Source organism: Desulfoluna butyratoxydans, assembly GCF_900699765.1.
Taxonomy (GTDB): domain Bacteria; phylum Desulfobacterota; class Desulfobacteria; order Desulfobacterales; family Desulfolunaceae; genus Desulfoluna; species Desulfoluna butyratoxydans.
The window spans coordinates 208,149-222,448 of record NZ_CAADHO010000009.1; the positions used below are offsets into that span (position 1 = coordinate 208,149).

9 protein-coding genes are annotated in these 14,300 nt (G+C 59.8%); 2 read left to right on the forward strand and 7 right to left on the reverse strand.

Features of this window, described 5'->3' with window-relative positions; translation table 11 throughout:
* Positions 1–16 precede the first annotated feature (16 nt).
* Positions 17–1,927, forward strand: coding sequence for a TonB-dependent receptor plug domain-containing protein (locus tag MSL71_RS21000; protein ID WP_180144367.1), 1,911 nt, complete (start codon positions 17–19; stop codon positions 1,925–1,927).
* A gap of 759 nt (positions 1,928–2,686) precedes the next feature.
* Entirely contained in the window at positions 2,687–4,042 is a 1,356-nt protein-coding gene (locus MSL71_RS21005) for a sigma-54 interaction domain-containing protein (RefSeq protein ID WP_180144370.1), read from the forward strand.
* Between the two features lie 118 nt (positions 4,043–4,160).
* Here MSL71_RS21005 and MSL71_RS21010 read toward each other — a convergent pair whose 3' ends face one another.
* From MSL71_RS21010 to MSL71_RS21040, 7 genes are all read right to left on the reverse strand, one after another.
* Positions 4,161–5,591 carry a glycoside hydrolase family 5 protein gene (locus tag MSL71_RS21010; protein ID WP_180144373.1) on the reverse strand — a complete coding sequence of 477 codons (1,431 nt, stop codon included), beginning with the start codon at positions 5,589–5,591 and terminating at the stop codon, positions 4,161–4,163.
* A 471-nt stretch (positions 5,592–6,062) separates the two neighbouring features.
* Entirely contained in the window at positions 6,063–6,872 is an 810-nt protein-coding gene (locus MSL71_RS21015; protein WP_180144376.1) for a CoA-transferase subunit beta, read from the reverse strand.
* The gene (locus tag MSL71_RS21020) at positions 6,869–7,846 is read right to left on the reverse strand and encodes a CoA transferase subunit A (RefSeq protein WP_180144379.1); all 978 of its coding nucleotides are present in this window, start codon (positions 7,844–7,846) and stop codon (positions 6,869–6,871) included. Before MSL71_RS21020 ends, MSL71_RS21015 begins: the two co-directional genes overlap by 4 nt.
* 73 nt (positions 7,847–7,919) lie before the next feature.
* On the reverse strand, positions 7,920–9,092 hold the full coding sequence (locus tag MSL71_RS21025; RefSeq protein ID WP_180144382.1) for an acyl-CoA dehydrogenase family protein: 1,173 nt from the start codon (positions 9,090–9,092) through the stop codon (positions 7,920–7,922).
* A 29-nt stretch (positions 9,093–9,121) separates the two neighbouring features.
* Positions 9,122–9,976 carry a 3-hydroxyacyl-CoA dehydrogenase family protein gene (locus tag MSL71_RS21030; protein WP_180144386.1) on the reverse strand — a complete coding sequence of 285 codons (855 nt, stop codon included), beginning with the start codon at positions 9,974–9,976 and terminating at the stop codon, positions 9,122–9,124.
* Between the two features lie 36 nt (positions 9,977–10,012).
* A complete protein-coding gene (locus tag MSL71_RS21035) occupies positions 10,013–11,374 on the reverse strand; it encodes a thiolase family protein (RefSeq protein ID WP_180144389.1) in 1,362 nt (453 codons plus the stop codon).
* A gap of 372 nt (positions 11,375–11,746) precedes the next feature.
* Positions 11,747–14,065, reverse strand: a complete 2,319-nt coding sequence (locus tag MSL71_RS21040; RefSeq protein ID WP_180144392.1) for a sigma 54-interacting transcriptional regulator — start codon at positions 14,063–14,065, stop codon at positions 11,747–11,749.
* Between the last annotated feature and the right edge of the window lie 235 nt (positions 14,066–14,300).

Below are 14,300 nucleotides of genomic sequence, written 5' to 3' on the forward strand. Positions count from 1 at the left end.
ATGTGAGGAACGAGGTATGTTGAAACGTCATGTGAAGCACCTGGCCTGTACGGGTGTGGCAGCCATTGCCTTATGCGCCGCAGGGTTTGTGCCCGCAGCCGCAAACGCAGGAGAGTCCCTGGATGAACTCGTGGTTACCGCCGAGCGGTTTCCCACCGGGGAAAAGGAGAGCCCGCGGTTTGTCACCATGTACTCCTCGGAAGAGCTCATGGAGACCGGGGCGGACAACCTGGCCCAGGCCCTGAGGCGGAAAGGCGGATTTTCCTATAAATCCTTCGGGCCCCAGGGGGTCTCCTTCGGCGGCATGAACAGTGAGATCACGGCCCGGGGAATCTCCAAGGGCACCCTGATTCTGGTTAACGGCTGTCCGGTCCAGGGCGCCGCCGGTCAGGGGTACGATCTGGACATGATTCCCCTGGAGCAGATCGAGCGGGTGGAGGTGATGAAAGGCGCCGCCTCCACCTTGTATGGAGCCGACGCCATGGCCTGCGTGGTGAACATCATCACCAAGAAGAACGCCGGGGATACAAGAACATCCGTTGCCGTGGAGGCAGGGTCCCACGGGCATCGCACGGCCAGCGCCGAGGTGAGCAGCCCCCGTGTGAATGTCGGGGTCTCTTATGCCCACCTGGACGCTGTGGACAAGATTTCACAGACCACCTATCCCGAGTCCCCTGCCAAAAATTATTCCTACGCGCGGGACGCCGTGGACAGCGGCGGCCTGAACCTCAACGCCACCCTGGTCGACGGTCTCTACTTTGATTACCTGGGGAGCATCAGCACCACCGGGTATACCAAAAACAAGGATGCGGGTGGGGTGGTCAAGGAGACGGAGCAGGAGCACCTCAAGCACTTTGCCGATCTTCGCTTTGAAAAGGAGCACGTCAGGCTCAAGGCCTTCGGATACCTGGACCAGCTGGACCGGGAAGAGCTTACCAGTAAAGGGCTCACCGAGGAGCGCAACAAGAACTACAATTACGGGGTGCAGGGGGATTACCGGGCCAATCTGGCAGGTGTGGAGCTGACCACCGGGGCGGATTATGTCTATCGGGGTGCCGATTACAGCGAAAAATACGGCAGGCATCACCGGGACGACATTTCAGCCTTTGTGCAGGCGAAAAAGACCTTTGCCGATGCCCTCACCGTGGTGCTGGGGTTCCGTGAGCAGCTGATTTACGGGGATTGCGACAACAAAGACTACGACATCTTTCTGCCTTCTGCCGGGGTGACGTACCGGGTCTCATCCGGTCTGAATCTCTTTGCCAACACCGGAAAGGCCTTCAAAGCCCCCACCTTTAACGATTTGTACTATGAGGGTGATGCCCTGACGGGTAACCCGGATCTTGATCCCGAGAGCGGGTGGACCTACGAGGCCGGGATTAAGTACGACAACGACTACATGAGGGTTCGCCTGGCGGGCTTTTACATGACCTACGAAGACAAGATCGAGACCATGACCGTGGGCGATGATGCCACCAAGTTCAACGTGGGAGACTATGAGTCCACGGGGGTGGAGTGGGAGACCTCCTTTTATCCCTTTGTGAACCAGGCCTCGTTTCTGGATGCCGTATCCTTTGACGTGGCTGGCTACCTGGCTGATACCACGGCCGAAGACACCGATGGGGAAGAGTACCAGGCTGCCCCTGAGTTCCAGACCTCGGTGGGGGCTTCTTATGTCACCGAACCGCTGATCCTTAATCTTGCCGTGGATATCTTGCGGGAGCGGGAGAGGAACCTCCCCAGCTACAACCCGGTTCACTTTGCGGGCAAGCTGGCCTGCTGGAAGGGATACCTCACCTTTGGTGTGGACAACATGTTCGACGACACCGTGGTGACCTGGGGGGACAACACGCCCGGCAAGACAAGGCATTACGAGTACTATGACCTGGAGCGGACCTACAAGCTCGGGTATGAGTTGATCTTTTAACCCGGATCGTTCATGGGAAAACGATCACATGAAAGAGAATAAGGGCTATGCCCTAAAATAATAATACATAACGATACTCCGCCATAAATTCGTTATGTGTCGAAGCAACGATCAAAAAATCATGCTGAGGACCTATGGGATGATCCCGTCATGTGTCATTTATTCTTGGCATGGCCCTGACCCGAATATGGGTGCCCTTGACCCGTGAACTATTCGGGTTCGTCCTTTCTTCTTTGGCGTCCCCGCCCAGGGCATCGTGCCTTGGGCGGGGGCTCCGTCCTGGCCGCTTTCCGCCCCGGGATGCCCTCCCTCTTCTTCCTTTTTTCAACTCCGATAAACGCTTTTCAATCCACCGACGTCAAGGGCAAGGCCCTTTGTGGGCGCAGGCTTCTCCATGCCATGTTGATGCGTGCGGAAAGGGCTGCCACGGAATACCCTGCTTTTTGGCGGGGATGGGCTGGGGCTTGTTTGGCGTGTGTGTGGGGTGCGTCAGAAAAAGTAATTCTTGAGGGTTTTTGTCAAGAATTGCGGGGAGGGCAAAGGACGGTGTCGGGAAGAGTGATGGTTCAGGGAACCATCTTTATAATCAGTGTGTTGCTTGCATGGATTTTTATGTTACCGGGTAAGGAAGGGGCGATTGACTCTGCGGACGGAAGTAGATATATTGCCTGCCTTATGGAGATCTGTTTTTTGACTTTTTTTGTTTGATGGGCCGGATTTGGGGGAGTCCTGCCTCGTTTGATGCTGGGGATGGTGAGGATGGAGGACATATTGCATTCGTCTTCGGACGGAATCTGGATCTGGGACGCTTTTGGCCGCGTGATCGCCGTGAACAAGAAAGCCGAGGAACTCGGGGGCATCCGGGCGGACTCTCTTATCGGCCGGTGCTATATTGAGTTGATCCAGAACGGCCTTTACGATCGCTCCGTGGCCCATGACATCTTTCGGAGCCGGAGCCAGGGGGTGACCCAGGCGGCATCCCTGCGGACGGGGGTGCGCACCATCAACACCGGGACTCCATATGTCAACGACCGGGGGGAGATCGTTCGCATCGTCGTCAAGGAGAAGGAGATCTCCCACCTAAGCGATGAGGCGGCCCTTTCCGAGGTGAACCGGATTCGGGCCGGGTTCGGCGAGTCCTTTGAAGACCCCGGGGTGGTGTCCCTCGGCAGGTACGAGGTGGTGGCAAAGAGCCCGCTGTACCGTCGCCTGCTGAAGCGAAGTTTCAAGCTGGCCGATGCCGGGGTCTCGCGCCTTCTGGTCCTGGGGGAGTCGGGGACCGGCAAAGGGCTCCTTGCCCGGTTGATCCATGAAAAGAGCAGGCGCAGAGAGCACCCCTTTGTGCAGCTGAACTGCGCAGCCGTACCCGAAAACCTGTTGGAGTCCGAACTCTTCGGGTATGACGGAGGTGCCTTTACCAGCGCCAGGGCCCAGGGTAAAGAGGGCCTGTTTGAGGCCGCCCACGGCGGGACCCTGTTCCTTGATGAGATCGGGACCCTTCCTCTGCCCCTCCAGGCCAAGCTCCTTAAGTATCTTGACGACTTTGAGGTAACGCGCCTGGGCAGTACCCGGGTGCAGAAGGTGGACTGTACGGTGGTGGCCGCCACCAACTGTGACCTCAAAACCCTCGTGAAACAGGGGTGCTTTCGCGAGGACCTCTACTACCGCCTCAACGGGTTTTCCCTCACCATTCCCTCCCTGCGTCAGCGCCCCGAAGACATCGCAGGGCTCCTGGACCACTATATTGAACGGTACAACAGGCAATACCGGCTGTGCCGCTATCCCTCCCAGTGCCTTCTCGACCAGCTGTATGATTATCCTTTTCCCGGCAACGTCCGGGAACTCAAGAACATCGCACGCCAGATCGTTGTCCTCGGCGAATGCGACCTGCAGCAAGGGTCGCCGTGGGTCCTGAAGGGGCCGGAACGTTCCGGCGACTCCCCAAAGGACCTGAAGGGGAAGATGGATGCTTACGAAAAAGAGATTCTTCGTCAGGCGGTGGACATGCACCGCACCACCCGCGAGGTGGGAGACTACCTGGGGATAGACCAGTCCAGTGTGGTAAGAAAACTCCAAAAACACGGCCTTTCCATGGGCCGCAAAAAGAGGCGGTGACCCCGGCTCGTCGACTCATTCTGCCCTGTGGCCACCGCCCCTTCCTCTCTCCTGGCGGTTCTTTCGATTCGTCACAATCTGGTGACAGCCCCTGCCCGTTGGGAGGGGCTGTGTTTGGCTAAACAGCCCGCTTTATCACGCCTCCCGATGGCCTGGCCGCGTAGAGTTCGGCGATGGTTCCTCCGGAGGGGGAGAGGTCGCCCGCTCCCCACGTGTCCGGCTCTGCCGAAGTGGCCAGGGCCGCCGAATCCTCGTCTTTGTTGCTGAGGCTCCAGTTTGCGTAGCTCACGTTGTTGTCGTTCAACGCACTGAGCCAGCCCTCGGTTTCGGCTTTGCCCACCCCCTGGCCGCCGTCGGCCATGGTGGTGCCGAATTCGGTCACAAAAACGGGCAGCGCGTCGTCCATGGCTGTCTGGAACATGTTGAAGACGTGCTGGCCGGGCTCGGGCAGGTGCTCTTTGGCGTAAAAGTGGAGGTTGTACATGATATTCTCCCGGTCCTCGATGGGGCTGTCGACGACCTGGTCCAGGCGCTGGCACCATTCCGGCGTGCCCACGAGGATGACGTTCTGCGCCCCCGTTTCCCGGATGGCGTCGATGATCTCCTCTGCAGTCCCTTTCATGTCCTCCCAGGTGTAAAGGGGGGCGCCCGACGAGTTGTCCGGTGTGGAGTAGTTCGGTTCGTTGAAGATTTCAAAGAGCACATTGGGGCTCTCTCCGAAGGTCCGGGCCATCTCTTCGAAGAAGCCGATGGCATGGGCTTTCCACTCCTCCGGGTCCATCTCCACGGTGCCGGAGAAGTCCCGGGACGGAAAGGGCTGGACCCCGTAGGTGAAGTCATAGAGCAGGTGCCAGTCGATGATGACATAGAGGTCCGCATCAATGGCCTCCTGAACCCTGGTTTTGATCTCTTCCCGCAGGTTCGCCTGGCCCGTAGGGGCAAAGTCGAGATATCCCGTGTCGTCCTCGGTTGCCGTGTACATGGCAACGCGCACGAGGTTGCCGCTGAACACCGAGGGAATCTGTTCCATGCTGTGGGGGTTGAGGAACTCGCCGTACCAGGTGTATCCGTGGGAACTCATGCCAAGGAGGAGGATGTCATCACCGTCTTCCCCCTTGAGGCGCCCGTCGGTCCCCACAAAGAGGGCTCCTCGGGTGGAGGGCGTGTCCGGGACGGGGGACTCGCCTGCTCCCTGGTCCGCTGTGGCCGTGCAGGTGAGATCCTCTTCGGTGAGGTCACCCTGGTCAAAGTCAAAGCCGATGACAAAGGAGTCGCCGGGAGCGATGATGACGGGATCTTCCTCAGCCTCCAGGGTGATGGTGAGGGTGGTCCCGGCTGTGGCGGCGTAGACCTCCATGTCCAGTTCCACCCAGGCCGACTTAAAGTCCTGGATGATGGCGGCGTCTGCCGTCACCTCCAGGGTGCAGTCCTCGGCGTCCAGTGGGGTGGAAAGGGTGTTGGTGACGGTCACCTCAAAGAGGGTCCAGTTTTCATTTTGGTTGGCAACCTCCACAGAGGTCTCAAGCTGGGTGGTGTTTTTTGACGGCATGGTGTTCTCCTTGAAAGAAGGTGTTGATCCGGGTCGGTGGCCCGGACAAGGGGGGGCAGGGCAAGCAGCCTCGGCAGGCCCATGGGGCCGTGGACGGGCAGCGTGCCGGAGCCCGGCTTCACGAAGGGCTCAAGGGACGCAAGGAGTGTCTTTAAAGAGATCGTGTCTGGAATACCGCGTTCTGTCGATTTGTGTGGGGATGGGCGAATGAAGAATGGGGCAGGCAGGGCGGAAACGGATTTTAAGGGCGAAATAATGAGATGATCTGTTTATGGATTGTTGATAAAAAATGTAACCGTTTCCCCGGGTTGTCGCAAGTGGTGAGGCTTGTTTTTTTGTGCGGGCGCGTGTTTGGTATAGCGGACGCCAAAGGATACGGGCGGGGACGAAAAACGTGCCGCAGCGGTTCGTTTCCTCCGTGGAAAACCATCGCTGCGGCACATTTTTTGGGGGCTCGTGCACCGGCCCTCACTACTGAAGGAAGATCCCTTCCGGGTCGATGACGTTGTAGAGCAGCTCCAGCTCCTCGTAGGTGGGCAGCTCGGTCTCTCCGCTCACCCGTGAGATGTTCAGGTCCAGGCTGCAGTGGGCCTTCACCTCTTTGGGTGTGGTGCCGGGGTGGTAGGTGTCCAGATAGATCTCGCCGTTTTCATCGAAGCGGAAGACCCCCATGTTGGAGATCACCGCCGACGGCCCTCCGCGAAAGGCCCGGTTGTACACCTCTTTTTTGGGGACCAGCTCGCCCGAGGGCCACTTGGGGATGCGCCACCCCGGTGAGGTGATGTAGTCGATGCGCTCTTTGAACCGTCTTTTCTCCTGGGGCATGATAAAGACGGTCTTGCGGGCCAGGCCGTTGATGTCCGAGTTCCCCCCGCTGCCCGTGAGTCGCTTTTCCGGGACCATGCCGTAGGCGCCCATGCCCGTGGTGTTGACGTTGCCGTATCGGTCCACCTCGGCACCGCCCAGGAAGGCAAGGTCCACCACCCCGCGCTGGAGCTGGTTGAAGACGTCGGTGAGGCCCGAGGCAATGGAGGCCTGGTAGCTGCACCGGGCGTCCCCCACCGAGGTGGGCAGGGAGATGGGGCGGCCGTCCACGCTGCCCGCCTCGTAGATGCACACCGCGTTGGGGGAGGTGTTGTGCTGGGCCAGCATGATGGCCAGCATGGGCAGGCCGGTCCCGGCAAAGACGATGTCTCCGTCTTTGACCTCCCGGGCCGCTGCCACGGCAAGGAGGTCCATGGGTTTGAATTCCCCGTTTTTGACGTAGTTGGGTGCTGTCATGATCGCGTCCCCCTTTTGACCCGGGTGGAGTAGCCGAAGGCCGGGTTGGCCTTCAGGGTTTTGAGCCGCCGGACACCGATTTTTTCAAGGTATCCGTCAAAGTCGTCGACCCCCGTGACCCACTCCTCCACCCAGGTGTCGAGGCCTTCCTGGGTGCGGGTGGCGTTGAAAAAATCGCGGATGAATTCGCCGTCGGTCTCGTACTGGCCGTAGCATCCCGTGGGGTGCCCCGCCCAGGGGAGTTCCACGATGTAGTGCACCTGGTGACCGGGCACGAGGTTGCGGGTGGGGTCCCTTCGGATAAACTCTTCGGTGACCACCTGCTCGGCGATGACGATGACCTTGTCCGAGGCCTTGATGGCTTCGGCGTCGGAGTAGGTCTGCCCGTCGATGCGGACGGTGCCTTCGTCCCCCACCATCTGCACGTGGGCGATGCACCAGTCCGGGTTGCAGGCCGGCACATGGAGGAGCTGGCTGTCGTAGAAGGGGTCGTCCACGATTGCTGCTTTGAGCTTGGGAATTTTATCGTGGGTGCCGTCCCGGAGTCCCAATTGCCCCAAATGATCGTAGGCGGGATTGAGCATGTCGGTGCCCAGGCTGGCATAGGTGGGAAGGTAGGGCAGGCCCATGGAGCCTGCGGTCATGCGGGCCAGGATCTGGACGTGGGAGTAGTCTTCGATGACCACTTCCCCTGCTTCGGCCTTTCGGGCAAGGTTGGCTCCGATCTTGCCGTAGAGTTCATGGCCGATCCAGCAGGATTCCCAGATCTTGACACACCCGGCGCCGATGAGCAGGTCGCTGTGGGTGCCGCCGTTGACCTCCACCAGGTGCAGGTCCCGTTTTTTCTGGCGGATGAGCTCGTAGATGGCTGCCATGGGGCGGCGCCAGATGGTGAACCCGCTGAAAGTCAGCATGTCGCCGTCACGGATCAGGCCGACGGCCTCGGTCAAACCGATGTGTTGTGGTTTACCCATCGTACTCTCCTTGCGATGAACGGGGTGATGGCACGGGCGGTCCCGCGGCATGCGGGATCGCCCCTTTTGGGTCTTACGCCGCTGTTTTGCTCGTCCGTTTTTTCTTCTTGTCCTTCATCAGGGCATCGGCGATGACGATGCGCTGCACCTGGTTGGTGCCCTCGTAGATGGTGGTGATGCGCGCATCCCGGTAGAAACGCTCCACCGGATACTCCTTGGTGTAGCCGTAGCCGCCGTGGATCTGGATTCCCTGGCCGGTGACGCGCTGGGCCATCTCCGAGGCGTAGCATTTGGCCATGGAAGCCTGGGCCGTGCAGGGCTCACCCCGTTCTTTGGTGGCGGCGGCGTTCAAGACCAGGAGCCTGGCCGCCTCCACATCCATGGCCATGTCGGCCAGCATCCACCGGAGCCCCTGGAATTCGGAAATGGGCTTGCCGAACTGCTCCCTTTTTTTTGCGTATTTTTTGGCCTCGTCCAGGGCCGCCGTGCCGATGCCCAGGGCCAGGGAGGCGATGCCGATGCGACCGGCGTCCAGGCCGGACATGGCTACGAGGAACCCTTCTCCTTCCTTGCCCAGCAGCCTCGATGCGGGCACGCGGCAGTCCGTGAAGTTTAAGTCCACGGTGTCCGAGGCGCACTGGCCCATCTTGTCTTCCACCCGCCCCACCTCAAAGCCGGGGAGGTCCGGGGTGATGAGAAAGGCGGAGATCCCCTTGCTGCCCGTGGGGGCGGTGCGGGCAAGAAGGATGGTGACTCCGCCGTTTTTGCCGCTGGTGATAAATCGCTTGGTGCCGTTGATGATGTACTCATCCCCCTTTTTTTCCGCTGTGCAGCTCATGGACTGGGGGTCGGATCCCGCTTCCGGTTCGGTGAGGGCAAAGGCCCCGATGAATTCACCTTGTGCCATGGGCCGGAGGAAGGTCTCCTTCTGCTCTTCGGAGCCAAATCGCTCGATGCTTCCGCAGCAGATGGAGTTGTGTACGGACATGATCACGGCCGTGGAGGCGCAGGCGTAGGCGATCTCGCTCAGGGCCAGGGAGTAGGCCACGGTGCCCATGTCTTCCCCGCCGTATGTTTCGGAAACAAGCATGCCCAGCAGTCCCAGTTCCCCCATTTTCTTCAGGCTGTCTGCGGGGTATTCATGGGTTTTGTCCCGCTCGGCGGCTTTTTCCGCCAGCTCCTTCCGGGCGAACTCCCTGGCCATCTGCTGGATCATCTGCTGCTCTTTGCTGAGTTGAAATCCCATGGTGACTCCTTTTTGCTGAAGGTGACGGGTCAGTCCGCGTAGTCGTAGATGCCCTTGCCGGTTTTTCTGCCGAGCCAGCCCGCGTTGACGTACTGGGTCAGCAGGGGGGAGGGGCGGTATTTCGGGTCCCCGTAGCCATCCTGGAGCACGCCCAGGATGGCCTGGATGGTGTCCAGGCCGATGAGGTCGGCCAGGGCCAGGGGGCCCATGGGGTGGTTCATGCCCAGCTTCATGATGTTGTCGATGCCCTCGGCCGTTGCCACGCCCTCGTAGAGTTCCCAGAGGGCTTCGTTGATCATGACCTGGAGGACCCGGTTGGAGACAAAACCGGGCACGTCCTTACACTCCACAGCCACCTTGCCCATCTTTTCGGAGGTCTCGATGATGGTGCGGCACACCTCGTCGGTGGTGGCGACGCCTCGGATGATCTCCACGAGTTTCATGACGGGCACCGGGTTCATGAAGTGCATGCCGATGACCTTTTCCGGCCGGTTTGTGCAGGCGGCGATGCGGGTGATGGGAAGGGACGAGGTGTTGGTGGCCAGGATGGCGTGGGACGGGGCCGTGGCATCGAGTTCTTCGAACACCTTTGCCTTGATCTCCAGATTCTCCACGATGGCTTCGATGACAAGGTCGCAGTCCGCGGCATCCTCCAGGCTGGTGGAACAGGTGACGCGCCCGAGCACGGCCTGTTTCTCCTCTTCGGTTAGTTTGCCTTTGGCCACGCTGCGGGACAGGTTCTTGTCCATGGCCGTCATGCCCTTGTCCACCAGATCCATGTTGATGTCGTACTGCACGGTGTCAAATCCCGATTGCGCTGCGACCTGGGCAATGCCGCCCCCCATCTGGCCAGCGCCGATGACCATGATTTTTTTGATTTCCATGGGTAAAACCTCCGTTTGGTTGGATGTGAACAGGTGTCAGGGCTCCACGCGGATCAGCATGGCATCGCCCTGGGCGTGTCCGGAGCAGATGCCGCAGACGCCGATACCGCCGCCCCTTCGTCTCAGCTCGTAGGCCAGGGTCATGACAATGCGGGCTCCGGTGGCCCCGATGGGGTGGCCGTAAGCGATGGCGCTGCCGTTGACGTTGACCTTCTCCAGCATCTTCTCCTTGGAAAGGCCCAGAATGGAGCGGGCACTCACCAGGGCCACGGCGGCAAAGGCTTCGTTGATCTCAATGAGGTCCACGTCGTCGCAGGTGAGGTTGTTCTGGTCCAGGACCTTTTTGATGGAAAGCCCCGGGACTGTTGCGATGTCTTTGGTGGGCTGGGAGACCTCGGCGTAGTCGACAATGGAGAAGAGGGGCTTGAGGCCCAGCTCGTCGGCCTTTTCCCGGCTCATGAGAAGGCAGACGTCTCCTCCGTCGTTGACCCCCGGGGCGTTGCCCGCGGTGACGCTCCCCGGTTTGCCGGTGACCGTGCTTGTGTGGCCGAAGACCGGGGGCAGCTTGGACAGGCCTTCCAGGGTGGTGGTGGGGCGCGGGCCTTCGTCTTGTGTCATCACATCGGGCTTTTTGCCGTTTCGGTAGGCCACGGGGAAGATCTCGTCGTCGAGCTTTCCGGCTGCCATGGCGGCAACCGCCGCCGTCTGGGAGTGAAGGGCCCATTCATCGTTCTCTTGCCGTGAGAACCCGAATTCATCGGTGGTTTCCGAGCCGTGGATGGCCATGTGCCGATTGTAAAAGGCGTCCCACAGGCCGTCGTAGACCATGAGATCCCGGGTCTCGCCGCTGGGCAGGCCCATACGCTGGCCGAACCGCATGTTGGGCAGGGCGTAGGGGCAGTTGCTCATGCTCTCCTGGCCCCCCGCGATGCAGATGTCGGCCCGGCCCAGCTGGATCATCTGGGCGGCCAGGTCGATGGTCTTGATGCCCGAGGAGCAGACCTTGTTGACGGTGATGGAAGGGACGGACTCCGGGAGTCCGGCCAGGATGGTGGCCTGGCGCCCGGGGACCTGGCCGCAGCCCGCTGGGACCACCTGGCCCATGATGACGTAGTCGATCTCCTCGGGGGCCACCTTGCCCTCCATGCGCCTCAGCACCTCCTTGATGGCCATGGCACCAAGCTCCGGGGCATCGTACTGTTTCAGCTGGCCGCCGATGACCCCGTAGGGGGTCCGGCATGCCTCCACGATGACGACGTCCCGGTGATGCTTGAACCGGTTGTCGATTTTTTTGCCCGTGCCCTTGAACTCGGCCTTTCGCTGGCCGAATCCGGCGATGGGGGCGTCCCTGTAAACGTCTTTTCTCTTGATTTCAAGTGTTTGGACAAAGTCAGACATATCCCGCTCCTGTTTGGGGTTGAGGGTGGATGTTCTTTTTTGATGCGGTCCTCCCGGGGTGTGGATCGCGGGAGCCGTTGCCCACTGAGAAAGAGCAGGACCCGTGCCAATTGTTTGGTCTTTGTATGGATCCGCTGTGATAATAAGGTTTTACTGTGGATTTTGGGGCGGAATCTATCCGGGGCGCTTCGGGGTGTTTATGCCACGGGACAGGTGTGCTGTTAGGATTCAACGTCTTGAAAGAACGAGGTTTTGGTGCGTGGCGGGGCTTCGGGCGTTATGGGGTGGCAGGTGTCCGGGGGTGACGGGGGAGTTGTCGGTAGGGACAAGGAGGGGGCTGCCGCAGGGTGTGCGGCAGCCCTGAAGGGGGGCTCAAACCATGAGGCTGTATTTTTTCATCTTTCCGAAGAGGGTCTTGCGATGGATCTTGAGCTTTGCAGCGGCACGCTCCCGGTGCCAGTGGCATTGTTGCAGAACCTGGGTGAGCACCTGCTTTTCAAAGGCATCCATGACGGTTTTCAAGTCTGTGAAGTCATCGGGGGGGCCGGCCTGGCCAGGGGAACCGGCCGGGGTGATGCCGCTGCTGAAGTTAAGCTCTTTCAGGGAGATGAAACGGCGCAAGGCGTTCTGGAGCTCCCGGACGTTGCCGGGCCAGTCGTAGTGGGTGATGGCCTCCAGGAATTTCCCCGTGACCGGGGGGACCTTGCTGGTGGGGCAAAAGTGCTTGAGGAAGTGCTCGATGAGAAGGGGAAGGTCCTCTTTGCGCTCCCTTAAGGGCTTCAGATGGATGGGGATCACATGGATCCTGTAAAAAAAGTCCTCTCGCATCCTGTTTTTCTTCACCTCTTCCAACAGGTTGCGGTTTGTGGCGGAGACGATGCGGATGTTGGGTTTCTTAAGGGTGTTGCTTCCCACCGGGGTAAACCCGCCCCCGTCGATTGCCCGCAGGAGCTTCACCTGCATGTTGAGCCCGATCTCTCCGATTTCATCCAGAAAGAGGGTGCCCCCGTCTGCCTTGTCCAGAAATCCCTCATGGTCCCGGTCCGCGCCGGTGAAGGCCCCTTTTTTGTGGCCGAAGAACTCGCTCTCGATGATGTTTTCGTTGATGGCCCCGCAGTTGACGGGCACGAAATGCTTGTCGGACCTGCCGCTGGCGTCATGGATGGCCTTTGCCACGAGCTCTTTGCCCGTGCCGGACTCTCCGTAGATAATGATATGGTCGTCGCTGGCCGCGGATTTCAGGATGAGCTCGTAGACATCCTGCATGGCCTGGCTCTTGCCCACGATGTCTCCGAATTTGTAGCGGTCCTTCATGGTGGATTTCAGGCGGATGTTCTCTTGCCTGAGGCCTTTTTCCCTCTCCAAAAGCGCCTCTTCCGCGTTTTTTTGTTCGGTGACGTCCCGGATGATGGCCTGGATGCGGGTCACCGAGCCGTCGGAACCGTGGATGGGGGAGATGACCGAGTCGTACCAGCGATCGTTTTTCGGGCATTTCAGCACTTTCTTGACGGATTCTCCCTTGAGCAGGGAGCGGCTGTCACACCAGGGGCACGGGGTGTCCAGGCCGTAGATCACCTTGTGGCACTGCTTTCCGCGGGCTTTTTCTCCCAGGAATTCAATGAGGGGGGTGTTCATGAACTCGATGCGGTGGTCCTTGTCCCGGATGTAGATCATGCCGTCGAAGTTTTCGATGATGGCCCGGAGCTGGGACTCCCGTTGTTTAAGGCGATCCTCGGCCAGCTTGGCGTGGGTGATGTCCATGAAGGAGGCGATGCTGATCTGGGTGCCTTTGACCATGCCCACCTTCATCAGCATGTTTTTGACGGTGCGGTCCTTGGTGATCATTTTGCATTCGTAGACGTCCGGCGCCCGTCCCGGTTCGCTGCGCCGCCAGACATGGTAACGGGAGAGCCTGGCCCGGTCGTCGGCGTGGATCACGTCGGACCATTTCATCCGGTCGATGAGCTCTTCGGCGGTGTAGCCGCTGTAGGTCTCAAAGGTGGCGTTGGCAAAGGAGATCATGCTGTCGGTCTCAATAAGGATCGTGCCGGTGCCCGTGTTTTCCAGGACTCCGCTGTATTTGGCCTCGGTCTCCTTGAGCACCTCTTTGATGTGGCTTCCCTCGGCCCGGGACCTGAGGTTGAGGACCCCGCATGTGATGTCGTTGGCCAGTTCCCGCAACAGGTCGACTTTTTCCGGCTCAAAGGCGTGGGCATCCCCTGCATAGATGGAGATGGCCCCCAGGGTATGGCCGTCGGAGATCAGGGGAAAGGCCACCACGGAACCGAACCCCCTTAAGATGGCCTCGTACTGCCAGGAGGGGGCCGTGTCCGTGGCCCGGATATCCGGGATGGTGCAGACGTTGCCGGTGCGGATGGCTGTTCCCATGGGGGGCGGGTTGTCGATACCCTCGGCCCAGGAAGGGGCAATGGAGCCGAGGAACCCCTCTTCGTAGCCGCAGGTGGCCACGGGCTGGATCGGTTTTTTCTCACCGGCTTCGGCAAACCCGATCCATACAAAGGGAAAGCTGCCCACCTCCACGATGATCCGGCAGATTTCATTTAACAGGCTTTGTTCGTTTTTTTCATGGATAAAGGCTTTTTTGCACCGGCTGAGAATCTTGATAAACCGGTTCATCTTTCCCAACTCCTTCATCAGGTCATTCTTGCTGACATCAACGGATGTGATCATGGTGGAATCCTTACCGTGGGGTTGAAAAGAGCGAGAACACATGGTCGGGTCGTGTCGGGCACCGTCACGGGACGGCGGGTGCGGCCTGGGAGCGTTGTGTTGCCGGAAAAAGGCGTTGTAAAGGGAGGCGAAGAGCTGGCCGCGGCTTCCTGTATGGGGCAGGACGGCACCATGCAGGATATGGGGCGCGTCGGTGTTGAAACCGTGTAACATATCATAAACACTGTTTGATAAG

Bases quoted from the DNA above. Each gene is read 5' to 3' on its own strand.
- MSL71_RS21000 (WP_180144367.1), top strand. From the start codon at position 17: ATGTTGAAACGTCATGTGAAGCACCTGGCCTGTACGGGTGTGGCAGCC.
- MSL71_RS21005 (WP_180144370.1), top strand. From the start codon at position 2,687: ATGGAGGACATATTGCATTCGTCTTCGGACGGAATCTGGATCTGGGAC.
- MSL71_RS21010 (WP_180144373.1), bottom strand. From the start codon at position 5,591: ATGCCGTCAAAAAACACCACCCAGCTTGAGACCTCTGTGGAGGTTGCC.
- MSL71_RS21015 (WP_180144376.1), bottom strand. From the start codon at position 6,872: ATGACAGCACCCAACTACGTCAAAAACGGGGAATTCAAACCCATGGAC.
- MSL71_RS21020 (WP_180144379.1), bottom strand. From the start codon at position 7,846: ATGGGTAAACCACAACACATCGGTTTGACCGAGGCCGTCGGCCTGATC.
- MSL71_RS21025 (WP_180144382.1), bottom strand. From the start codon at position 9,092: ATGGGATTTCAACTCAGCAAAGAGCAGCAGATGATCCAGCAGATGGCC.
- MSL71_RS21030 (WP_180144386.1), bottom strand. From the start codon at position 9,976: ATGGAAATCAAAAAAATCATGGTCATCGGCGCTGGCCAGATGGGGGGC.
- MSL71_RS21035 (WP_180144389.1), bottom strand. From the start codon at position 11,374: ATGTCTGACTTTGTCCAAACACTTGAAATCAAGAGAAAAGACGTTTAC.
- MSL71_RS21040 (WP_180144392.1), bottom strand. From the start codon at position 14,065: ATGATCACATCCGTTGATGTCAGCAAGAATGACCTGATGAAGGAGTTG.